Below are 24,463 nucleotides of genomic sequence, written 5' to 3'. Positions count from 1 at the left end.
AGATGCGCCATCTCAAAGCGGACGCGCTGGTCGGCACCGTCATCGATCCCCTCGATGCCGCCGACCAGACCCGGAAGTCGCTGCTGCGCTTCCTCACCTGCGGCTCGGTCGACGACGGCAAGTCGACGCTGATCGGCAGGCTTCTGTCCGACACGCGCCAGATATTCGAGGACCAGCTCGCCGCGCTGGAGCGCGATTCGCGTCGTCACGGCACCACCGGCGAGGAGGTCGACTTCGCGCTGCTGGTCGACGGGCTGGAGGCCGAGCGCGAGCAGGGCATCACAATCGACGTCGCCTACCGCTTCTTCGCGACGCCGCGCCGCAAGTTCATCGTTGCCGACACGCCCGGCCACGAGCAGTACACCCGCAACATGGCGACGGGCGCCTCGACCTCCGATCTCGCCATCGTGCTGATCGACGCGCGCCAGGGCGTGCTGCGGCAGACGCGGCGCCATTCCATCATCGCCTCGCTGCTCGGCATCCGGCACATCGTGCTGGCGATCAACAAGATCGACCTGGTCGGCTTCGACGCCGGCGTGTACGGCCGTATCGCCGAGGACTATTCGGCCTTTGCGCGTGGGCTCGGCTTCGCTTCGGTCACGCCGATCCCGATCTCGGCCCGCTACGGCGACAATGTCTCGCAGCGCTCGGACAACACGCCCTGGTATTCCGGGCCGACGCTGCTGGAGCATCTGGAGACGGTGGACGTCGACGGCGCTTCCGCCGAGCGGCCGTTCCGTTTCCCGGTGCAGTATGTCAACCGGCCGAATCTCGACTTCCGCGGCTTCGCTGGCACGGTGGCGTCCGGCTCGATCGCCGCCGGCGACGAGGTGGTGGTGGCGAAGTCCGGCCAGAAGTCGCGCGTACGCCGCATCGTCACGGCCGGCGGCGACCTGCGGCGCGCCGTCGAGGGGCAGGCGGTCACGCTGCTGCTCGAGGACGAGGTCGAGGTGTCGCGCGGCAATCTGCTGGCGGCGCCTTCCGCCCGCCCGGACGTGGCCGACCAGTTCGCCGCCACCGTCGTCTGGTTCGACGAGCAGGCCATGCTGCCCGGCCGCTCCTATATCCTGCGCACCGCCACCGACCAGGCGAGCGCGACGGTCACCGAGCTGAAGCATCGCCTCGACGTCAACAGCCTGGAGCACCAGCCGGCCAGGTCGCTCGCCATGAACGAGGTCGGCGAGGTCAAGATCGCGCTGCAGGCGCCGATCACCTTCGACAGCTTTTCGGCCAACCGCGCCACCGGCGCCTTCATCCTGATCGACCGCATCACCAATGCGACCGCCGGTGCCGGCATGATCCTGCATCCGCTCAGGCGCGCCGACAACATCCACTGGCAGTCGCTCGACGTCACCAGGAAGTCGCGCGCCGCCGCCAAGAACCAGCAGCCGGCGGCACTGTGGCTGACCGGCCTGTCCGGCTCAGGCAAGTCGACCGTCGCCAACCTCTTGGAAAAGAAGCTGCACGCTGCCGGGCGCCACACCTACATTCTCGACGGCGACAATGTCCGCCATGGGTTGAACCGCGACCTCGGCTTCACCGAGGCCGACAGGGTGGAGAACATCCGCCGCGTCGCCGAGGTGGCGAAGCTGATGGTCGATGCCGGGCTGATGGTGATCGTCTCCTTCATCTCGCCCTTCCGCGCCGAGCGCGACATGGCGCGCCGGCTGTTCGAGGACGGCGAGTTCGCCGAGATTTTCGTCGACACGCCGATCGAGGAATGCACCCGGCGCGATTCCAAGGGCCTCTACGCCAAGGCGCTGGCCGGCGAGATCAAGAATTTCACCGGCATCGATTCGCCCTACGAGGCGCCGGAGCGGCCGGAGATCCATTTGAAGACCGTCGGCCGCGCGCCGGAGGATCTGGTCGAGGAGATCGAGCGCTGGCTCGACCGCCGCGACCAGGCCGGCCAGCAGTTCGACGACGGCGCCGGGATTTGAGATTGTCCTGCTCTTAGGGCGGACGGGTCAAATCGCATATGCAGCAGCGGAACCCGGCCCGCATCGCGGCTCCAAGGTAGGTGCGGGCCGAAAAAATAAATCGTCCCCGGCGCTTCCCCTTCTCCGTCTCGGGCTTCGCCCTCGACACCTCTCCCCCTGCGGGGGCGAGGAACCGCTGCCGCGCGGACGGCGCTTCTCGAGCCTGGGTTCCTCGCCCCCACGGAGTGGGGGAGAGGTGTCGAGGGCGAAGCCCGAGACGGAGAGGGGGAACTTGGCACGGAAAGCGCCGATGCGGGTGCCTAGTCTTGTCGCGGCAAGGGCGAGGTCGTGAAACGGCCGGGTGTGCTCGCCGCGGCAAGGATCGAAACAACCCGCAGCGCGAGTGCAGGGTCCCCGCTATCCCACCTCCGCCCGCCAGGGCGGGTTGGCGCCGGCGCGCGACACGGTGATGGCGGCGGCCCGGCCGCTGAAGCTGAGCACCGCCCGGATCTGCTCCTCGGAAAGCTCGGCCAGTGCGGCCTTGGTCAGCAGGCCCTGGTCGCGCAGCGACGCCAGAATGCCGGCATTGACGGTGTCGCCTGCACCCACCGTGTCGACGACGGTCACCGGTACGGCGGGAACCGACACGGCGTGGCGCCTGGTGAAGGCGAGGGCGCCCTTGCCGCCCCTGGTCACCACCATCAGCTTCGGCCCGAGTTCCAGCCAGCGCGCGGCGATGTCCTCGACGTGGCCGCTTTCGCCGAACCAGTCGAGATCCTCGTCCGACAGCTTCACGATGTCGGCCATCGCCAGCATGCGCTTCATGCGCGCCAGATGCGACGGCTTGTCGGCGATGAAGTTCTCGCGGATGTTGGGGTCGAACATCATCACCCGGTTGTTGTGCTCGCGCCGCATCAGCGCCTCGTAGGTCGAGCCGCAGGGTTCCGGAATCAGGCTGATGCAGGAGAAATGCATCGCCTCGACCTCCGGCCCGATCGCCGGCAGGTCTTGCTCGAACAGCATGCGGCCGGCGGTGTTCTCGTCGTAGAAGAGATAGCTGGCGTGCCCGTCGACCAGCCGCACGAAGGCGAGCGTGGTCGGCCGCTCCGAGAATTTGACGAGGTCGAGGCCGACGCTGCTGGCGGCCAGCGCCTCGCGCAGCATGCCGCCGAAAAAATCGGTGGAGATGCCGGTGAAGAAGCCGACCGGCAGGTCGAGCCGGCCGAGCGCGATCGCCGTATTGAAGACGGCGCCGCCGACATAGGGCGCGAAGGACGGCTCGCCCGCGCTGCTCTCCCTGGGCAGCATGTCGATCAGCGCTTCACCGCAGCAGACGATCATATCGGGATTCCCCCAGGGCAGTGGATGAACATGCGGGTGCCGCCATACAAGCGCGGTCCTCGCGCGGCAATCGGGACGTCGCGCTCATGTCTCGCGCGACGACGCGGCTCCGCCGAGCAGAAAACGTTCCGACAGCGGCAGGCTGGCGCCGCCGAGCGCGCGTGCGTGGATGCCGACGGTGCCTTCACGCACCCTCGGAATGTCGAGGCCCTCGACGTCGATCTTCACCAGCGCGACGGCGACCGCCTCCACCAGCCTCGCCCTGACGGAGGCCGGCATCCAGCCGTCGATAACCGCCGCCTCGAAGTCGATCACCGCCGAAGCCGATGCGATGGCATAGGCGAGCGCCGTGCCCGACCCGTCGATCCAGGCGTCGAGTTCGGGACCGACCTCGCCCCAGTCCTCGGGCGAGGTCCACAGATGCGAGGCGTCGCGGCCGCCGGCCTTCAGCGCCTTTTCCAGGATGGCGATCGAGGCGACGTCGATCAGCTGCGCCGGCCGGCCGTCCGGGCCGATCACCGGCATCGAGCCGAGCGCGCCGGCATTGCCGGTGGGGCCGCGATAGAGCTTGCCGTCGAGCACCACGCCGCCGCCGGCGAAGGCGCCGATGTAGAAATAGACGAAGTCGCGCAGATTGCCGCTGCGTCCGAACACCAGCTCGGCGCCGCAGGCCGAGGTCGCATCGTTCTGCAGATAGATGGGGAAGGCGAAATCGGTCTGGATCTCGGCGCGGATGTCGAGGCTGCGCCATTGGTCCATGGCCCCGCGCGGCGCGCCGACCGTGTCGGCCCAGTTCCACAGCTCGAACGGCATGGCGATACCGAGCCCGGCGATCCGCCGATCCTGCTCGGCGGACAGGGTTTGGCGCAGCGAGGCGATGCCGTTGCGCACGAAGGCCACAGTCTCCTTCGGTGCGGGATAGAGATAGGAGCTGTGCAGCATGCCGCGCACCGTGCCGACGAAGTCGATCAGCACCAGCTCGGCGCTCCGCCGCCCGATCTTGAGGCCGAGGAAGAAGGCGCCTTCCGGATTGAGCGACATCGGGATCGACGGCTGGCCGATCTTGCCGCGGATCGGCTCCTCCTTCACCAGCAGCCCGTCCTGCTCCAGCTCGCGCATGATGACCGACACGGTCTGCGCCGACAGCATGGTCATGCGGGCGATGTCGGACTTGGCGAGGCTGCCGTGCTGGCGCACCAGCGACAGCACTAGGCGCTCGTTGTGCGCCCGCATCCCGCTTTGGTTGGTGCCCAACTGGAAGCGGCTTGCGCCGGCTTCCTGGAAGCCCAGCCTGGTGCCGCCGGTCTCCACCCGTCTCCTCCCTCAGGCTGCATGTTTTGCCTGGCAGATTGGCGCGCGAAACAGCACCTGTCAATAATAAATCAGAGTGATTTAATTATTGACAGGTGTGCGGCTTCCTGATTTCCTGATGCCGCGAGCGGGGCAGGAGGCGCCCGATCTCGCCGCTGCGTCCGGCCTGGGCGCGTGGTGTTTTTCCACTGGGAGGACTATCGTGAAGAGAACCGCTTATCTGAAGACATCCGTATTCGCCGCCGCGGCCGTCGGCCTGATGGCATTCGCGTCGTCGGCTTCCGCCGCCGGCATCGCCGCATGCCTGATAACCAAGACGGACAGCAACCCATTCTTCGTGAAGATGAAGGAAGGCGCAACCGCAAAGGCGCAGGAACTCGGCGTCGAGCTGAAGTCCTATGCCGGCAAGATCGACGGCGACAATGAAAGCCAGGTCGCCGCGATCGAGACGTGCATCGCCGACGGCGCCAAGGGCATCCTGCTGACACCATCCGACACCAAGGCGATCGTGCCTTCGGTGCAGAAGGCGCGCGCGGCCGGCGTCCTTGTGATCGCTCTCGACACGCCGCTCGAACCCATCACCGAAGCCGACATGACTTTCGCCACGGACAACCGCGAAGCCGGACGCCTGATCGGCAAATGGGCCGCGGCGACGATGGGCGACAAGGCCAAGGATGCCGTTATCGGCTTCCTGAACATCAACCCGTCCTACCCGACGGTCGACGTGCTGCGCGACCAGGGCTTCCAGGAAGGCTTCGGCATCGACGTCAAGGACCCCAACAGGATCGGCGACGAGGACGATGCGCGCATCGCGGGCCACGACTTCACTGACGGCAACGAGCAGGGCGGCCTGCGCGCCATGGAGAACCTGCTGCAGCAGAACCCGAACATCAACGTGATCCACACGATCAACGAGCCCGCCGCTGCAGGCGCCTATCAGGCGCTGAAGTCCGTCGGCAAGGAGAACGACGTGCTGATCGTTTCGGTCGACGGAGGGTGCCCGGGCGTCAAGAACGTCGCGGAAGGCATTATCGGCGCGACCTCGCAGCAGTATCCTCTGCTGATGGCCTCGATGGGTATCGAGGCGATCAAGAAATTTGCTGACAGCGGCGACAAGCCGAAGGCGACCGACGGCAAGGACTTCTTCGACACCGGCGTCACGCTCATCACCGATAAGCCGGCCGCGGGCGTCGATTCGATCGACACCAAGACGGGTCTGGAAAAGTGCTGGGGATGAGAGGCGCGGGCGCTTCAGCGCCGGTAAGAAGTCACGAAATGGGCTTTTCAAGCGTCGAACGCCCGAAGTCGTAGCGATGGCGGAAGCGACGGGCTTCGAACGGTGATATCCGGATTTGCCCGTAGCAAATCCGGAATTCGCGGGAGTTTCGAGGATCGAACGCTCATAGCCATCGCCGGCCATATGGTCGACGGGGGACTTGATCCCCCGTCTGTTTCAACGGACGATGAGGCAGCCGCCGTAACTGGGCAACAGCCTGTCAAGAATTGCAGACGCGGCAGTCTTGGTCCGCGCGATTGATTCGCGCGCCATGGGGAGAAGACATGGCTCAAGTACAGGAATTCGAGACCACTCTCGACGGGGGTGATAAGACGGTCGCCTCATTCGACGTTCATGATACCGGCCTGCGCCGCATCCAGAACTTCCTGCACGCCAATCCAGCCGCGGTTCCGCTGATTGTTCTGGTCGTCTCGTTGCTGATCTTCGGCTTGTTGCTTGGCAGCAAGCTGTTCTCGCCCTTCACGCTGACGCTTATCCTGCAGCAGGTGGCCATCACCGGCATCATCGGGGCCGCGCAGACATTGGTCATACTCACGGCGGGCATCGATCTTTCTGTGGGCGCGATCCTCGTCCTGACGTCCGTCGTGATGGGGCAGTTCACGTTCCGCTATGGTCTGCCGCCCGCCATTTCGATCCTTTGCGGCATCGGGGTCGGCGCCTTGTGCGGCTGGGTGAACGGCGCGCTCGTCTCAAGGATGAGGCTGCCGCCGTTTATCGTTACCCTGGGCACCTGGCAGATCATTCTGGCCATCAATTTCATCTATTCGGCCAACGAGACCATCCGCTCCCAGGACATCGATGCGCATGCCCCGATCCTGAAGTTTTTCGCCAACGACATCCGTTTCGGCGGCGCGGTGCTGACCTACGGCGTCCTCGCCATGGTACTGCTGGTCCTGATCTTGTGGTACGTGCTCAACCACACCGCCTGGGGCCGTCACGTGTATGCCGTGGGCGACGATCCGGACGCGGCGGAGCTCGCGGGCGTACGTACCAGCCGCATTTTGCTTTCCGTCTACACGCTCGCCGGAATCATTTGCGCCTTCGGCGGCTGGGTGCTGATCGGTCGCGTCGGCGCCATTTCGCCGACCTCCGGCGCGTTCGCCAACATAGAGTCGGTGACTGCGGTGGTGATCGGGGGCATTTCGCTGTTTGGCGGACGTGGCTCGATCCTGGGCATGATTTTCGGTGCCTTGATCGTCGGGCTGTTCTCGCTGGGCCTGCGCATGATCGGCACCGATCCTCAATACACCTACATGATGATCGGCGTGCTGATCATCATGGCGGTCGCTGTCGATCAATGGATCAGAAGGGTTGCAGGCTGATGGTGCGGGAACCGATTCTGACGTGTCGCGGCCTAGTCAAGCGCTATGGTCGCGTCACCGCGCTCGATCATGCCGATTTCGACCTGTATCCAGGCGAGATCCTTGCCGTCATCGGCGACAACGGCGCCGGCAAATCGTCGATGATCAAGGCCATCTCCGGTGCGATCCTGCCGGACGAAGGGGAGATCACCCTCGAGGGCAAGCCGGTGCACTTTTCGTCGCCGATGCGGGCGCGGGAAGCCGGCATAGAGACCGTCTACCAGAACCTCGCGCTGTCGCCGGCGTTGTCGATAGCCGATAACATGTTCCTGGGGCGCGAGATCCGCAAGCCCGGCGTGCTCGGCAGCTGGTTCCGCATGCTCGATCGTCGGGCGATGGAGAAACACGCCCGCGACAAGCTTTCGGAGCTCGGCCTGATGACCATCCAGAACATCGGCCAGGCGGTGGAGACGCTGTCGGGCGGCCAGCGCCAAGGCGTGGCGGTGGCGCGCGCCGCCGCCTTCGGCTCCAAGGTGGTGATCATGGACGAGCCGACGGCGGCGCTGGGCGTCAAGGAATCGCGCCGCGTGCTCGAACTCATCCTCGACGTGAAGCGCCGCGGCCTGCCGATCGTGCTGATCTCGCACAACATGCCGCATGTGTTCGAGGTGGCCGACCGCATCCACATCCACCGGCTCGGCCGCCGGCTGGTGGTGATCGATCCGAAGGAATACACCATGTCCGACGCCGTAGCCTTCATGACCGGCGCCAAGGCGCCACCCGAGCCGGCGCTGGCGGCGTGAGACAGCCGGCATGGACCTCGGAGCTCTTCACCGGCCTGTGAGGGGTGCTGGAGCAGGTAGCGGCGGGAGAGGCCGGGCTTCGAAACAAAAGCCTTGCAGGCCGGCGCGTCATACTCGCTGTGCGAAGTAGCGGTAAAACGCCCTGCGCGATGTTGTTGCGAAAGCAAAAACATCGCTTGTTCTAATCGATTGTACTTCCCGTGGTTTTGGATAGCATAGAAGCGGGAGGTAGCCGATCACTGGCGCTCGGCGACGAGCGGGCGCCAAGCCGTGGGGCATTCAGTTGAGCGTGATGGCACCGGAACTCCCGACCTTGCAGTCCGACCCGAAATCCCTGGCAGCCGACATTTTGAACGTGCTGCGCTACCGCGTCGGCAAGGACCCGTCCGTGGCCACGCCCCATGACTGGCTGACGGCAGCGATCAAGGCGGTGCGCGACCGCATCATCGACCAGTGGATCGAATCCACGAAAGAGACCTACGAGCACGGCAAGAAGCGCGTCTACTACCTGTCGCTCGAATTCCTGATCGGCCGGCTGATGCGCGACGCCTTCTCCAACATCGGCCTGATGGACGACATGCGCACGGCACTCGCTAGCCTCGGCGTCGACATCGACCTGATCGCCACGCTGGAGCCGGACGCAGCCCTCGGCAATGGCGGCCTCGGGCGCCTCGCCGCCTGCTTCATGGAGAGTATGGCGACCGTCGGCGTGCCCGGCCACGGCTACGGCATCCGCTACGTCAACGGCATGTTCCGCCAGGAGATTCATGACGGCTGGCAGGTCGAGCTGCCGGAGACCTGGCTCGACCACGGCAATCCGTGGGAGTTCGAGCGGCGCGAGCGCGCCTTCGAGATCGGCTTCGGCGGCGCGGTGGAATCGATCACCGACAAGTCGGGCCGGCTGGAGCGGCACGTCTGGAAGCCGCAGGAGCGGGTGCTGGCGGTGGCCTACGACACGCCCGTGGTCGGCTGGCGCGGCAACCGGGTGAACACGCTGCGCCTGTGGTCGGGCTTTCCGGTCGATCCGATCCTGCTCAGCCGCTTCAACGCCGGCGACCATATCGGCGCGCTTGCCGAGAGCAACAAGGCGGACGCGCTGTCGCGCGTGCTCTATCCCGCCGATTCCAGCGAGGCCGGGCAGGAGCTGCGGCTGCGCCAGGAGTATTTTTTCTCCGCCGCCTCGCTGCAGGACATTTTGCAGCGCCACGTCAGCGCCTATGGCGACCTGTCGCTGCTGCCCGAGAAGGCTGCCGTCCATTTGAACGACACGCATCCGGCGATCGCGGTGGCCGAGCTGATGCGGCTGTTGATGGACATCCACGGCCTCGACTTCGACAAGGCGTGGAAGATCACCAGAGGAACCTTCGCCTACACCAACCACACGCTGCTGCCGGAGGCGCTGGAAAGCTGGCCGGTGCGGCTGTTCGAGCGGCTGCTGCCGCGCCACATGCAGATCATCTACGCCATCAACGCGGAAGTGCTCCTGGAGGCCCGCGCCGTCGGCCGCTTCGGCGAAGACCAGATCCGCCGCATCTCGCTGATCCAGGAGGATGGTGACCGGCGCGTGCGCATGGGCAATCTCGCTTTCGTCGGCTCGCACTCGATCAACGGTGTGTCGGCGCTGCACACGGAGCTGATGAAGGAGACGGTGTTCGCCGACCTCCATAGGCTCTATCCCGACCGCATCAACAACAAGACCAACGGCATCACGCCGCGGCGCTGGCTGTTCCAGAGCAACCAGGGCCTGACGTCGCTGATCCGCGAGACCATCGGCGACACATTCCTCGACAATGTCGAGGCGCTGAAGGAGCTGGACGATTTTGCCGGGGACGCCGCCTTCCGCGAGAAATTCGCGGCGGTGAAGCGGGCCAATAAGGAGCGGCTGGCGGCCGTCACCGCCGAGCGGCTAGGCATCCGCGTCGATCCCTCGGCGCTGTTCGACATCCAGATCAAGCGCATCCACGAATACAAGCGGCAATTGCTCAATATCGTCGAGGCCGTGGCGCTCTACGACCAGATCCGCTCGCATCCCGAGCGCGACTGGGCGCCCCGCGTGAAATTCTTCGGCGGCAAGGCGGCGCCGAGCTATCACAACGCCAAGCTGATCATAAAGCTAGCCAACGACGTGGCGCGTGTGATCAACCGCGACCCGGCGGTGCGCGGCCTGCTCAAGGTCGTGTTCATGCCGAACTACAATGTCAGCCTGGCCGAGATCATGATGCCGGCGGCCGACCTGTCCGAGCAGATCTCCACCGCCGGCATGGAGGCCTCCGGCACCGGCAACATGAAATTCGCGCTGAACGGCGCACTCACCATCGGCACGCTCGACGGCGCCAATGTCGAGATCAAGGAGTGCGTCGGCGACGACAACATCTTCATCTTCGGCCTCAAGGCCGACGAGGTGGCGAGCCGCCGCGCCGACGGCTATCAGCCGCGCGAGGTGATCGAGAAATCGCCGGAGCTGGCGCAGGCGCTGTCGGCGATTTCCTCCGGCGTCTTCTCGCCCGAGGAGCCCGGCCGCTACCGCGGGCTGATCGACGGCATCTACCAGAGCGACTGGTTCATGGTGGCGGCGGACTTCGATGCCTATGCCGACGCGCAGCGGCAGGTCGACGCCGTCTGGCAAGACAGCCCGGACTGGTACGCCAGGGCGATCCGCAACGTGGCGCGGGTCGGCTGGTTCTCGTCGGACCGCACCATCCGCCAGTATGCCGAAGAAATCTGGGGGGTTCCCCTGTGACGTGATTTCGGGAAAGCTGCCGCCAGAGCAGCCTCTGCCCAAGGGAGGAAGATCGCACGATGAAGCAGGCGCGCCGGCTCGCCACGTCCCCGACACCGTCGGTCGCGGCCGACCAGGGGGACGTGGCGGCGATCGTTGCCGGCACGCATGGCGACGCCTTCGCCGTCCTCGGCGTGCAGCAATGCGGAGCGGGTCTCGTGGCGCGCTGCTTCATCCCGCATGCCGAAGCCGTCACCGCCTACACGCTCGCGGGAAAAAAGGCCGGCGAACTGTCGCGCCGCCACGACGACGGCTTCTTCGAGGGCAAGCTGTCGCTCCGCAAGCGTCAGCCGCTCCGGTATCACGCCCGCAACGCCGGCGGCGACTGGTGGCTGGCCGATCCTTTCTCCTTCGGGCCCGTGCTCGGGCCCATGGACGACTACTACATCGCCGAGGGCACGCATCTCAGGCTGTTCGACAAGCTCGGCGCGCATCTGATCGACCATGAGGGCGCGCCGGGCGTGCATTTCGCCGTCTGGGCGCCGAACGCCCGGCGGGTCTCGGTGGTCGGCGACTTCAACGACTGGGACGGGCGCCGCCATCCCATGCGGTTCCGCCAGGACACCGGCATCTGGGAGATTTTCCTGCCGGACATCGGCGCCTGGCGCGCCTACAAATACGAGATCATCGGCCCGAAGGGCGAGCGGCTGCCGCTGAAGGCCGATCCCTTCGCTTTCCATTCCGAGCTGCGTCCGGCGACCGCCTCCGTCACCACCGCGCCGCTGGCGCACCGATGGGGCGACGAGGCGCACCGCTCCTTCTGGCGCGCCGCCGATGCGCGGCGTCAGCCGATGTCGATCTACGAGGTGCATGCCGGCTCGTGGCAGCGCCGCGACGACGGCGCCTTCCTGTCCTGGGACGAACTGGCGGAGCGGCTGATTCCCTATGCCGCCGACACCGGCTTCACCCATATCGAATTTCTGCCAATCACCGAGCATCCCTACGACCCGTCCTGGGGCTACCAAACCACCGGCCTCTACGCGCCGACTTCGCGCTTCGGCGACCAGGAGGGGTTCGCGCGCTTCGTCGATGGCGCCCACCGGGCCGGCATCGGCGTCATCCTCGACTGGGTGCCGGCGCATTTTCCGGTCGACGCGCACGGGCTCGCCTGGTTCGACGGCACCGCGCTCTACGAGCACGCCGACCCGCGCAAGGGGTTTCACCCCGACTGGAACACGGCGATCTACAATTTCGGCCGCCGCGAGGTCGTCTCCTTCCTCGTCAACAACGCCCTCTACTGGGCGGAAAAATTCCATCTCGACGGGCTGCGCGTCGATGCGGTGGCATCGATGCTCTACCTCGACTATTCGCGCAAGCAGGGCGAATGGATTCCCAACGAGAAGGGCGGGCGGGAAAACCTGGAGGCGGTAAAATTCCTCCAGGCCATGAACACAGCCGTCTACGGCAACCATCCCGGCGTCGTCACCATCGCCGAGGAATCGACCTCCTGGCCGAAGGTGTCGCAGCCGGTCCATGAGGGCGGGCTCGGCTTCGGCTTCAAGTGGAACATGGGCTTCATGCACGACACGCTGGAGTATTTCTCCAAGGAGGCGATCCACAGGAAGCACCATCACGACCAGATCACCTTCGGCCTGGTCTACGCCTTCAGCGAGAATTTCGTGCTGCCGCTCTCTCATGACGAGGTCGTTCATGGAAAAGGCACGCTGCTGTCGAAAATGGCCGGCGACGACTGGCAGAAATTCGCAACGCTGCGCGCCTACTACGCGTTCATGTGGGGTTATCCCGGCAAGAAGCTGCTGTTCATGGGCCAGGAATTCGCGCAGCGCGGCGAATGGAGCGAGGAGAGGGCGCTCGACTGGTTCCTGCTCGACCACGCCCCACACCGCGGCGTGCGCGCCACGGTGCGCGACCTCAACCGGCTCTACCGCTCAAGGCCGGTCTTGCATTTGCGCGACTGCGAGCCGGAGGGTTTTCGCTGGCTGATCGTCGACGACCGCGCGAACTCGGTCTTCGCCTGGGAGCGCTCGGCGCCGGGCCACGAGCCGGTCGTGGTTGTCTGCAACTTCACGCCTGTGCAGCGCGAGAACTACCGCGTGCCGATGCCGAAGGCCGGCACCTGGCGCGAGATCATCAACACGGACGCCGCCGACTATGGCGGCTCGGGCAGGGGCAATGGCGGCGCCGTCCTTGCTCGACAGGAAGAGGGGGGACCGGCGGCGACGATGCTGTTGCCGCCGCTGGCGACGATCATGCTCGAATTCGCGGGCGAATGAAGGGGAGGAACAGATGGTGGAGCTCAAAAGGAACCAGCCGCTTGCGCGCGACGCCATGGCCTATGTGCTGGCCGGCGGCCGCGGCAGTCGCCTTGCCGAACTGACCGACCGGCGCGCCAAGCCGGCGGTCTATTTCGGCGGCAAGACGCGTATCATCGACTTCGCCTTGTCCAATGCGCTGAATTCCGGCATCCGCCGCCTGGCGGTGGCGACGCAGTACAAGGCGCATTCGCTGATCCGTCACCTGCAGCGCGGCTGGAACTTCCTCAGGCCGGAGCGCAACGAAAGTTTCGACATCCTGCCGGCCAGCCAGCGCGTGTCGGAGACGCAGTGGTACGAGGGCACCGCCGATGCGGTGTTCCAGAACGTTGACATCATCGAGCCCTACGGCCCGGAATACATGATCATCCTGGCCGGCGACCACATCTACAAGATGGACTACGAGCTGATGCTGCGCCAGCACGTCGACGCCGGCGCCGACGTGACCATCGGCTGCCTGGAGGTGCCGCGCATGGAGGCGACCGGCTTCGGCGTCATGCATGTCGACGAGAAGGACAACATCATCGCCTTCGTCGAGAAACCGTCCGACCCGCCCGGCATACCGGACAGGCCGGACTATGCGCTGGCCTCGATGGGCATCTACGTGTTCAAGACGAAATTCCTGATCGAGCAGCTGCGCCGCGACGCCGCCGAGCCGAGCTCCAGCCGCGACTTCGGCAAGGACATCATCCCCTACATCGTCCGGCACGGCAAAGCGGTGGCGCACCGCTTTACCAAGTCCTGCGTGCGCTCCTCCATGGAGCGCGAGGCCTATTGGCGCGACGTCGGTACGGTCGACGCCTATTGGGAGGCCAACATCGACCTGACCGACGTGACGCCGGAGCTCGACCTCTACGACCGCGACTGGCCGATCTGGACCTATTCGGAGCTGAAGCCGCCGGCCAAATTCGTGCATGACGACGAGAGCCGGCGCGGCATGGCGGTGTCGTCGCTGATCGCCGGCGACTGCATCATCTCCGGCGCGTCGCTCCGGCGCAGCCTCATCTTCACCGGCGCACGCATCAGCTCCTATTCCTCGCTGGAGGAGGTGGTGATGCTGCCCGACTGCGTCGTGGGTCGCTCCGCCCGGCTCCGGCGCTGCGTTCTGGATCACGGCGTGATCGTTCCCGAGGGGCTGGTGGTCGGCGAGGATATCGAACATGACCGCGCACGCTTCCGCGTCACCGAGAAGGGCATCTGCCTGATCACGCAGACGATGATCGACCGGCTGGGGTAAGAGGTTGACCGCCGGGGACAGGTTACTTTCTTTCCGCAGAAAGGCCGAAGCGCTTCAAAGTGGGCGCGAGCGGAAAGAAGTAAACTGTCCCCTGCGCTTGCGCTGGAGACGCTGACGAATGCAGGTCCTTGCCGTCACGCCGGAAATCTTCCCGCTGATCAAGACCGGCGGCCTTGCCGACGTGACCGGTGCGCTGCCGGTCGCGCTCGCCAAACACGGCGTGGCGACGCGCACCCTGGTGCCTGGATATCCGGTGGTGATGGCGGCCTTCAAAAAGAAGAAGCCGGTGCATCAGTATGCCGGCCTGCATGGCGGCAAGGCGGCGGTCCATGCCGCGCGCGTCGGCGAGCTCGACCTGCTAGTGCTGGAAGCGCCGCATCTGTTCGACCGCGTCGGCGGTCCCTATGGCGACGCCGGCGGCAAGGACTGGCCGGACAACTGGCGGCGCTTCGCCGCCCTCAGCCATGTCGGTGCCGACATCGCCGCCGGCGCGCTGACCGGCTACCGGCCGGACATCGTCCATGTGCATGACTGGCAGGCGGCGATGACGCTGGCCTATATGCGCTTCGGCGATGCGGTCGGCGTGCCGTCGGTCATCACCGTCCACAATCTCGCCTTCCAGGGCCAGTTCGGCGCCGCGATCTTTTCGGAGCTCGGCCTGCCGCCGCGGGCCATGGCTCTGGACGGCGTCGAATATTACGGCGGCGTCGGCTTCCTCAAGGCCGGTCTGCAAGCGGCCTGGGCAATCACGACGGTGAGCCCCACCTATGCGCAGGAGATCCGGACGCCGCAATTCGGCATGGGGCTCGACGGGCTGGTCAACAGCCGCGCCGCCGACCTCCACGGCATCGTCAACGGCATCGATGTCGACATCTGGAACCCCGCCGCCGACCCGCATCTCGCCTCCCGCTACACCCGCACGACGCTGGCGGCGCGCAAGCCGAACCGGCGTGTGGTGGAGCAGCGCTTCGGCCTCGACCGCGACGACAGCCCGCTGATCTGCGTGGTCAGCCGGCTGACCTGGCAGAAGGGCATGGACGTGCTGGCGGCCGTGCTCGACGAGATCGTCGCCGCCGGCGCGCGCCTTGCGGTGCTGGGCTCCGGCGATGCCGGGCTGGAAGGCGCGCTGCATGCCGCCGCCGCCCGCCATCCCGGCCGGGTCGGCGTGGTCGTGGGCTATGACGAGGCGCTGTCGCATGTCATGCAGGGCGGCTGCGACGGCATCGTCATCCCGTCGCGCTTCGAGCCCTGCGGCCTCACCCAGCTCTACGGGCTTCGCTACGGCTGCGTGCCGCTGGTGGCGCGCACCGGCGGGCTGGCCGACACCATCATCGACGCCAACGAGGCGGCGGTTTCGGCGGGCGTCGCCACCGGCCTGCAATTCGCGCCGGAAAGCGGCGCCGCGTTGCTGCACGCCGTGCGCCGGATGATTGCGCTCCATGCCGACAAGGCGGTCTGGAGCACGATCCAGAAACAGGGCATGAAGGCCGACGTCTCCTGGGACGGGAGCGCGGCGAAATATGCCGGGCTGTACAAATCACTGCTGGCAAGAAAGGCGGCCTGACCATGACCATCAGGACGGTCGAGACGACACCCTATGACGACCAGAAGCCGGGAACCTCGGGGCTGCGCAAGAAAGTGCCGGTGTTCCAGCAGAAGAACTATGCGGAGAACTTCATCCAGTCGGTGTTCGATTCGCTCGACGGCTTTTCCGGCAAGGCCCTGGTGATCGGCGGCGACGGCCGCTACTACAACCGCGAGGTGATCCAGAAGGCGATTGCCATCGCCGCAGCCAACGGCTTCGGCAAGGTCATCGTCGGCAAGGGCGGCATCCTGTCCACGCCGGCGGCTTCCCACATCATCCGCAAATACATGGCCTTTGGCGGGCTGGTGCTGTCGGCCAGCCACAATCCCGGCGGCCCGCACGAGGACTTCGGCATAAAATACAACATCGGCAATGGTGGGCCGGCGCCTGAAAAGATCACCGACGCGATCTTCGCCCGCACCAAGGCGATAACGAGCTACAAGATTGCGGACATGGCCGAGGTCGACATCGACCGGATCGGCACCGTCCAGGCGGGCGGCATGACGGTCGAGGTGATCGATCCTGTCGAGGACTATGCAGAATTGATGGAGACGCTGTTCGACTTCGACGCGATCCGCGCGATGTTTGCCGGCGGCTTCCGCATGCGTTTCGACGCCATGCATGCGGTGACCGGTCCGTACGCCAAGGAGATACTCGAGAACCGGCTGGGCGCGCCGAAAGGAACGGCCCGCAATTTCGTGCCGCTGCCGGATTTCGGCGGCCACCATCCCGATCCCAACCTCGTCCACGCAAAACATCTCTATGACGAGATGATGGGGCCGGACGCGCCGGATTTCGGCGCCGCCTCCGACGGCGACGGCGACCGCAACCTGATCATCGGCAAGGGCATCTTCATCACGCCGTCGGACTCGCTGGCGATGCTCGCCGCCAACGCCCGTCTGGCGCCGGGCTACGAGGCGGGGCTGAAGGGCATCGCCCGCTCCATGCCGACCAGCGCCGCCGCCGACCGGGTGGCCGAGGCGCTGGGCGTCGGCATCTACGAGACGCCGACCGGCTGGAAGTTCTTCGGCAACCTGCTCGACGCCGGCATGGCGACCATCTGCGGCGAGGAGAGCGCCGGCACCGGCTCCGACCATGTGCGCGAGAAGGACGGTCTTTGGGCCGTTCTGCTGTGGCTGAACATTCTCGCCGTCCGCAAGGAGAGCGCCAAGGCGATCGCGGAAAAGCACTGGGCGACCTACGGCCGCAACTACTATTCGCGCCACGACTACGAGGAGGTGGAGTCCGACGCCGCCAACCGGCTGGTGTCGGAGCTGCGCGCGAAACTGCCGTCGCTGCCGGGTACCAAGGTACGGGGCCTCACCGTCGAGGCGGCGGACGACTTCGCCTATCACGATCCGGTCGACGGCTCGGTCTCGAAGAACCAGGGCATCCGCGTGCTGTTCGAAGGCGGTTCGCGTTTCGTCATCCGGCTTTCCGGTACCGGCACCTCGGGCGCGACGCTGCGGCTCTATGTCGAGCGCTACGAGAAGGACCGGTTCGACCTCGACACGCAGCAGGCGCTGGCCGACCTGATCGCCGCCGCCGACGACGTCGCCGGCATCCGCAGCCATACGGGGCGGCAGAAGCCTAGCGTGATCACGTGATGGTGGACATGAAGGTCGAACTCCCCCCTTGCGCGGGAGATGTCCGGCGGGACAGAGGAGGGCAACGTAAAGCGCCGTCCCGGATGAGCATGATGCATCTCCGCAGGCGCTTGCGTTGCGGCCAGATCCGAGCGACTGCAGCCGGCTATAACCGTGCTCCTTCGCGCCCCCCTCTGTCCTGCCGGACATCTCCCCCACGAGGGGGGAGATCGGCCTTCACGGCTGCCAGCTTTCTTCCTCCGCCGCCTGTTCGCCATCCCGACAACAGATGACCGCAGCGACACCTCGCCTCGGTGCATCGGTCATCGCCTCCGGAACCGATTTCGCCGTCTGGTCGGGGGCCGCGGAGCGCATGTGGCTCTGCCTGTTCGAAGAGGAGAGCAGCGCCGCGACCCGGCGCGTCGAGATGGTGCGGGAACCCAGTGGCGTGTTCTCGACCAGTGTTCCCGGTATTCGCGACGGCATGCGCTACGGTTTTCGCGCCGACGGGCCTTATGCGCCGGAGCAGGGTCTCTGGTTCGATCCCGACAAGCTCCTGATGGACCCTTATGCGGTCGCGATCGACATGCCCTATGCCTATGACGCGCGACTGGCGGAACGGCGCGGGGCAGGGGACGACACGGCGCCGCTGATGCCGAAGGCGGTGGTGACCGACCTGACCGAGCCGGCAATGCCGAAACCGCCGCTGTTTTCGCCGGGCGGCCTGATCTACGAGGTCCAGGTGCGGGCCTTCACCAAATTGCACCCCGATGTCCCCGAGGCGCAACGCGGCACGATCGCGGCGCTCGCCCATCCGGCGGTGATCGAGCACCTGCGCAGGTTGAACGTTTCCGCGGTCGAGCTGATGCCGGTGACGGCCTGGATCGACGAGCGCCATCTGCCGCCGCTCGGGCTGACCAACGCCTGGGGCTACAACCCGGTGTCCTTCATGGCGCTCGATCCGCGCATCGCGCCGGGCGGGATCGTCGAGCTGCGCGATACGGTGGGGGCGCTGCGCGATGCCGGCATCGGCGTCATCCTCGACCTCGTCTTCAACCACACCGGCGAGAGCGACGCGCTCGGCCCGACGCTGTCGCTGCGCGGCCTGGACAACCGCGCCTACTACCGCCACGCGCCCGGCGAACCCGGCCGGCTGGTCAACGACACCGGCACCGGCAACACGCTCGCCTGCGACCACCCCGCGGTGGCGCGGCTGGTGCTGGATTCGCTCCGCCATTTCGTCCTGCATGCCGGCGTCGACGGCTTCCGCTTCGATCTCGCGCCGGTGCTGGGACGGACCAGCGGGGGCTTCGACCCCGACGCGCCCCTGCTACGGGCGTTGACTGAAGATGCCGTGCTCAAGGACCGCGTGATGATCGCCGAGCCCTGGGACATCGGCCCGGACGGTTATCAGCTCGGAAAATTCCCCACACCCTTCCTCGAATGGAACGACCGCTTCCGCGACGATGTCAGGCGCTTCTGGCGCCGCGACCGCGGCATGGTCGGCCAACTGGCGACCCGGCTCGCCGGCTCGTCGGACATTTTTTCTGGCGCGGCGACCCGCACGGTCAACTTCCTCGCCGCCCATGACGGCTTCCCGCTCGCCGACCTCGTCGCCTATGAGCGCAAGCACAACGAGGCCAATGGCGAGCAGAACCGCGACGGCCACCACGAGAATTTTTCCTGGAATAACGGCGTCGAGGGCGACACCGCCGATCCCGGCATCGCCGGCGAGCGCCGCCGCGACCTGATGGGCCTGCTCGCCACCCTTTTCTTCTCGCGCGGCACCATCATGCTGACGGCCGGCGACGAGTTCGGCCGCACGCAGCACGGCAACAACAACGCCTATGCACAAGACAATGCGACCACCTGGCTCGACTGGGCCGGCCGCGACCGCGAACTGGAAAGCTACGCCTGCGCGCTGTCCGCGATCCGCGAGCGGTTGCCGGTCCTGCGCGACGGCACGTTCCTGACCGGCGAGCCGACCTCGGCCGGCTTTCCCGACGTCGCATGGCTGACCGAAGCCGGCGCGCCGATGACGGAACAGGACTGGACCGATCCCGGCCGCTTCCGACTGACCATGGCGCTGGCCGGTCCCGACGGCTTTCGCGTCGCCGTCGTCGTCAATGGCGACCGTCGCGCCTCCAGCGTCGCGCTGCCGCAGCGGCCCGGCTTCCGCTGGAAGAACCTCATGCCAGGCCCCGACGACAGCGGGCAAAACCCGCTTCTGGTGCCCGGCCGCGCCTGCCTCTGCCTCATGGAGACCGCCGAATGACGCAAAAATCCGACTGGTGGCGCGGCGCGGCGATCTACCAGGTCTATCCGCGCTCCTACCAGGACAGCACCGGCGACGGCAGCGGCGACCTCAAGGGCATCGCCCGGCGGCTCGGCCACATCGCCTCGCTCGGCGTCGACGCGGTCTGGCTGTCGCCTTTCTTCAAGTCGCCCATGGCCGACATGGGCTACGACGTCTCAGACTACTGCGCCGTCGACCCGATGTTCGGCACGCTCGACGATTTCGACGCCATGATCGCCGAGGCGCACCGGCTCGGCCTCAGGATCATCATCGACCAGGTGCTGTCGCACACTTCCGACCGCCACCCCTGGTTTCTCGAGAGCCGCGCCAGCCGGCAAAACCCGAAGGCCGACTGGTATGTCTGGGCCGACCCGAAGCCCGACGGCTCGGCACCCAACAACTGGCTGTCGATCTTCGGCGGCCCGGCCTGGGAATGGGATTCGGTACGAAAACAGTATTACCTGCACAACTTCCTCGCCGCCCAGCCCGACCTCAACTTCCACAATCCCGAGGTGCAGGATGCCCTGCTGGCGAGCGTAAGATTCTGGCTGGAACGCGGCGTCGACGGTTTTCGCCTCGACACCGTGAACTTCTACGTCCACGACCGGAAACTGCGCGACAACCCGCCGCTGAAGCTGAGCGCCGCGGCCAAGGCGAAGCAGACCAACCCCTACGAGTACCAGGACCACCTCTACGACAAGACGCGGCCGGAGAATCTCGTCTTCCTCAGGCGCTTCCGGGCGCTGCTCGACGAGTATCGCGAGCGCACCTCGGTGGGGGAGGTGGGCGACGGCAAACGCTCGCTGAAGACGGTGGCCGCCTATACCGGCGGCGGCGACAAGCTCGACATGAGCTACACCTTCGACCTGCTCGGCCCGGATTTCTCCGCCGCCTACGTCAAGAAATGCATAAACGCCTTCGAGGCCGCCGTGACCGACGGCTGGATCTGCTGGGCCTTTTCCAACCACGACGTCATCCGCCATGTGACTCGCTGGACCAAGCCGGGCGACTCTCCGGATGAGACGGCGAAGTTCGCGATTTCCCTGCTCGCCTGCCTGCGCGGCTCGATCTGCATCTATCAGGGCGAGGAACTCGGGCTGGAGGAGGCCGAGCTTGCCTTCGAGGACCTTCGCGATCCCTACGGCATCCGCTTCTGGCCGGGTTTCAAGGGACGCGACGGCTGCCGCACGCCGATGCCCTGGCAGGCGCAGGCGCCGGCTGGCGGCTTCACCACGGGAAAGCCGTGGCTGCCGGTGCCGGATGCGCATCGCGAGCGCGCCGTCGACTGTCAGGACGGCGCGGCAGCATCAGTGCTCGCCCGCTACCGCGAGGTGCTGGCCTTCCGGCGCGGCCAGTCGGCGCTGGTGAAAGGCTCGATCGCGTTGCTCGACGCGCCGGCCGACGTGCTGATGTTCTTGCGCGAGCACGGCAACGAGCGGCTGCTGTGCGCCTTCAATTTTGCCGATGCCGAGACGGCCGTACCGCTGGCGCGTGAAACCACGGGCGCGGCCGCGCTCGGCTTTCCCGGCGCGGCGGGGCGGCTCGACGGGACCAACCTGCTTCTGCCGCCGCTGGGCGTCTTTGTCGGGCGGGTGGAATAAACGCACGCGGGACGTTTCCCCTCGTGACCGGTGGGGCAACCGCATGGCAGCCTACCCCCAACCCCTCCCCACAAGGGGGGATCTTGGCTTGCGTCTCTGCCAAGCGCCTATCGTCGGCGATTTCGCTCGGCATGGTGGCCGCAAGATTCCCCTCCCCTTGAGGGGAGGGGTTAGGGGTGGGGGTACCGGCGACAAAGCGGCAGCTTACTTTGGGTGAACCGACGCCCGGTTGAATTGGCGGTTGCGGGTGCTACTGTCGGCGCCACAGGAGCGGCTTCGGGAACAGCCGAGCCGCGTCAACCGCGCCGGGATAACCCTGCGCAACGAGGCAAAGTCGTCGCTGAGGGGCTTCGACCGAGTTGGGAGACCGAACCATGATGATGCGCAATTTCCTCAAGGCGACGGTGTTTGCCGTCGCGCTGGTTTCGGCTGGCGGAACCTATTACGCCACGCCTGCCTATGCCGAGATGGTGTTCAACCGCGGCAACTCGGCCGATCCGGAATCGCTCGACCCGCACAAGACCTCTACCGTCTATGAGGCCAACATCCTGCGCGACCTGTTCGAAGGCCTGGTGATGCAGGACCAGAACGCCGAGATGATCCCCGGCGCCGCCGAAAGCTGGACGGTCTCCGACGACGGCCTCGTCTACACCTTCAAGCTGCGCCCGGACGGCAAATGGTCGGACGGCTCGCCGGTCACGGCCGAGGATTTCGTCTATTCCTTCCGCCGCCTCGAGGACCCGGCGACGGGCGCCGAATATGCCTCGATGCTCTACGTCGTGAAGAACGGCGAGGAAGTGAATACCGGCAAGATGAAGCCGGAAGAGCTCGCCGTAAAGGCGATCGACCCCTCCACCTTCGAGGTGACGCTGAAGGCGCCGACGCCCTATTTCCTCGAAATGCTGACGCACCAGTCGACCTATCCGGTCAACAAGGCGTCGATCGAAAAGCTCGGCGCCGACTGGATCAAGCCCGGCAATCTCGTCTCCAACGGTGCCTTCAAGCTCGCCGAATTCGTGCCCAACGACCACATCAAGCTGGTCAGGAACGAGAATTTCCACGCCGCCGACACCGTCAAGCTCGACGCGGTGAACTACATCCCGACCGAGGACCGCTCGACGGCCATCAAGCGCTTCGAGGCCGGCGAGATCGAGTTCAACGACGACATACCGACCGAGCAGATGGCCGACCTGAAGGCCAAGTTCGGCGATCAGCTCAAGTTCGGCCCCTATCTCGGCTCCTACTACTACGCGATGAAGTGGGACAAGGAGCCGTGGACCAACGTCGAGCTGCGCAACGCCATATCCATGGCCATCGACCGCGACTTCCTGGCCGAAAAGGTCTGGCAGAACTCGATGATCCCCAGCTACTCGCTGGTGCCGCCCGGCATCGAGGGCTACACGCCGGAACTGGCGAAGTTCGCCGAGATGTCGCAGATCGACCGTGAGGACGAGGCCAAGAAGATCCTCGAGAAGCTCGGCTATACGCCCGAGAAGCCGCTCAAGATGGAGATCCGCTACAACACATCGGAGAACCACAAGAACACCGCCATCGCCATCCAGGAGCAGTTGAAGCCGCTCGGCGTCGACGTGACGCTGCTCAACACCGACACCAAGACCCACTACGCCTTCCTCGAGCAGAAGGGCGACTACGATACCGCCCGTGTCGGCTGGATCGCCGACTACAAGGACCCGGAAAGCTTCCTCGGCGTGGCCCGCAAGGCGAGCGGCAACAACTACTCGCTCTACGACAGCCCCAAATTCGAGGAACTGATGGACAAGGCTGCCGCCGCCGGCGGCAAGCCGGAGGAGCGCATGAAGGAACTGGCCGCGGCCGAGCGGGTCCTGATCGACGATCAGGGTTTTCTGCCGCTGCTCTATTACAGCTACAAGAACCTCGTGTCGGCCAAGCTGCAGGGCTACAGCCCCAACGTGATGGACATCCATCCGAGCCGCTTCATCAGCAAGACGGAATAGCGTCGCCGGCCGCCGCTCCGCTGAGTGCGGCGGCCGCTCTCTGCTGAAGGAGCGTCCATGCTTCTCTACGTGCTCAGGCGCCTGCTCACCGCGATTCCGACGCTGTTCGTCATCGTGACGCTGGCGTTCTTCCTGATCCGCGTGGCGCCCGGCGGGCCGTTCAACCAGGAGCGTGGGCTGCTGCCGGAGATCAAGGCGAACCTGGAAGCCCAGTTCGGCCTGAACGACCCGCTCTGGCTGCAATATCTCAACTATCTGAAGAACCTGCTGCAGGGCAATTTCGGCCCCAGCTACAACCTGCCCGATTTCACCGTCGGTGAATTGTTCGCCAACGGCCTGCCGATCTCGATCCAGCTCGGCGCCTCCGCGCTGGCGCTGGCGCTGGTGATCGGATCGGTGCTCGGCATCATTGCGGCACTCAATCAGAATAGAGTGGCGGACTACGCCGTGATCGCCACCGCGACGGCCGGCAGCACTATCCCCACCTTCGTCGTCGCGCCGGTCATCCAGCTCCTGTTCGGCCTCACCTGGAGCCTGCTGCCGATCGGCGGCTGGAACGACGGCGCCTTCCTCAACCGCATCGGCCCGACCATCACATTGGCACTGCCGCAGATCGCCATCGTTGCCCGGCTGATGCGTGGCTCGATGATCGAATCGCTGCGCTCGCACCACATCCGCACCGCCCGCGCGCTAGGCCTCTCGGAATGGTCGGTGGTGGTGCGGCACGCGCTGCGCGGCGCGCTCCTGCCGATCGTCTCCTACGCCGGACCGGCGGCAGCCGCGCTCCTCACCGGCTCGATCATCGTCGAGACGATCTTTGCAGTGCCCGGGGTCGGCCGCTATTTCGTCGATGCGGCGCTCAACCGCGACTACACGCTGGTCATGGGAACGGTGGTGGTGATTGCCATCTTCACCATCCTGTTCAACCTGATCGTCGACATCCTCTACGCCGTCGTCGACCCGCGGGTGCGTTATGACTGACGCGCGTGCCCCCTCCACCACGCTTCGCGTGGTCCCCCTCCCCCGTAAACGCAGGGCTGTCCGGGGAAAGTCATGCATAGTGGAAAGCCATCTGGTTTGGCGAGCATCGGGGTCTTCTATGGCTCGGATTGACGGGCGGCGGGCGTTCGATGGCGGCGATGTGGCGGCGCTCGAACA

The 24,463-nt window shown here is 66.0% G+C and carries 15 protein-coding genes; 13 read left to right on the top strand and 2 right to left on the bottom strand.

Annotated features, from left to right (window positions below; translation table 11 throughout):
- Positions 1–2: 2 nt before the first annotated feature.
- Positions 3–1,940: a sulfate adenylyltransferase subunit CysN gene (gene cysN, locus C7I84_RS07560; protein WP_165816020.1), complete on the top strand. Its 1,938-nt coding sequence runs from the start codon at positions 3–5 to the stop codon at positions 1,938–1,940.
- A 396-nt stretch (positions 1,941–2,336) separates the two neighbouring features.
- On the opposite strand, the gene C7I84_RS07555 is transcribed toward cysN, so the two are convergent.
- Positions 2,337–3,260, bottom strand: a complete 924-nt coding sequence (locus tag C7I84_RS07555; protein ID WP_106771561.1) for a carbohydrate kinase family protein — start codon at positions 3,258–3,260, stop codon at positions 2,337–2,339.
- Positions 3,261–3,344: 84 nt separating this feature from the next.
- Positions 3,345–4,571 carry an ROK family transcriptional regulator gene (locus C7I84_RS07550; protein WP_245428345.1) on the bottom strand — a complete coding sequence of 409 codons (1,227 nt, stop codon included), beginning with the start codon at positions 4,569–4,571 and terminating at the stop codon, positions 3,345–3,347.
- Positions 4,572–4,830: 259 nt separating this feature from the next.
- Between C7I84_RS07550 and C7I84_RS07545 the strand changes: the two genes are divergently transcribed.
- The 12 genes from C7I84_RS07545 to C7I84_RS07485 all read left to right on the top strand — a co-directional run bounded on the left by C7I84_RS07545 (position 4,831) and on the right by C7I84_RS07485 (position 24,286).
- Positions 4,831–5,808: a sugar ABC transporter substrate-binding protein gene (locus C7I84_RS07545; protein WP_425351312.1), complete on the top strand. Its 978-nt coding sequence runs from the start codon at positions 4,831–4,833 to the stop codon at positions 5,806–5,808.
- A 323-nt stretch (positions 5,809–6,131) separates the two neighbouring features.
- Positions 6,132–7,190: an ABC transporter permease gene (locus tag C7I84_RS07540; protein WP_106771560.1), complete on the top strand. Its 1,059-nt coding sequence runs from the start codon at positions 6,132–6,134 to the stop codon at positions 7,188–7,190.
- Complete coding sequence (locus C7I84_RS07535) at positions 7,190–7,972, top strand: ATP-binding cassette domain-containing protein (protein ID WP_106771559.1); 783 nt, start codon at positions 7,190–7,192, stop codon at positions 7,970–7,972. The genes C7I84_RS07540 and C7I84_RS07535 overlap by 1 nt, the downstream gene beginning before the upstream one ends.
- A 292-nt stretch (positions 7,973–8,264) precedes the next feature.
- A complete protein-coding gene (locus C7I84_RS07530; RefSeq protein ID WP_106771558.1) occupies positions 8,265–10,712 on the top strand; it encodes a glycogen/starch/alpha-glucan phosphorylase in 2,448 nt (815 codons plus the stop codon).
- Between the two features lie 59 nt (positions 10,713–10,771).
- Positions 10,772–12,985, top strand: coding sequence for a 1,4-alpha-glucan branching protein GlgB (glgB, locus tag C7I84_RS07525; RefSeq protein ID WP_106771557.1), 2,214 nt, complete (start codon positions 10,772–10,774; stop codon positions 12,983–12,985).
- Positions 12,986–12,998: 13 nt separating this feature from the next.
- Entirely contained in the window at positions 12,999–14,261 is a 1,263-nt protein-coding gene (gene glgC, locus C7I84_RS07520; RefSeq protein ID WP_106771556.1) for a glucose-1-phosphate adenylyltransferase, read from the top strand.
- 118 nt (positions 14,262–14,379) lie between these two features.
- A complete protein-coding gene (gene glgA, locus C7I84_RS07515) occupies positions 14,380–15,825 on the top strand; it encodes a glycogen synthase GlgA (RefSeq protein WP_106771555.1) in 1,446 nt (481 codons plus the stop codon).
- Between the two features lie 2 nt (positions 15,826–15,827).
- Positions 15,828–17,453: an alpha-D-glucose phosphate-specific phosphoglucomutase gene (locus C7I84_RS07510; protein WP_106771554.1), complete on the top strand. Its 1,626-nt coding sequence runs from the start codon at positions 15,828–15,830 to the stop codon at positions 17,451–17,453.
- 268 nt (positions 17,454–17,721) lie between these two features.
- Positions 17,722–19,707, top strand: coding sequence for a glycogen debranching protein GlgX (gene glgX / locus C7I84_RS07500; RefSeq protein ID WP_106771552.1), 1,986 nt, complete (start codon positions 17,722–17,724; stop codon positions 19,705–19,707).
- A complete protein-coding gene (bglA, locus tag C7I84_RS07495; protein WP_106771551.1) occupies positions 19,704–21,329 on the top strand; it encodes a beta-galactosidase BglA in 1,626 nt (541 codons plus the stop codon). Before glgX ends, bglA begins: the two co-directional genes overlap by 4 nt.
- A gap of 377 nt (positions 21,330–21,706) precedes the next feature.
- The gene (locus tag C7I84_RS07490; RefSeq protein ID WP_106771779.1) at positions 21,707–23,305 is read left to right on the top strand and encodes a peptide ABC transporter substrate-binding protein; all 1,599 of its coding nucleotides are present in this window, start codon (positions 21,707–21,709) and stop codon (positions 23,303–23,305) included.
- A 57-nt stretch (positions 23,306–23,362) separates the two neighbouring features.
- Positions 23,363–24,286, top strand: a complete 924-nt coding sequence (locus C7I84_RS07485) for an ABC transporter permease subunit (protein WP_106771550.1) — start codon at positions 23,363–23,365, stop codon at positions 24,284–24,286.
- Positions 24,287–24,463 lie beyond the last annotated feature (177 nt).

This window comes from Kumtagia ephedrae, from assembly GCF_003012745.1.
Lineage (GTDB): Bacteria > Pseudomonadota > Alphaproteobacteria > Rhizobiales > Rhizobiaceae > Kumtagia > Kumtagia ephedrae.
The sequence above is the reverse complement of the archived record's forward strand: the minus strand, read 5'-3'. Positions and strand labels throughout refer to the sequence as shown.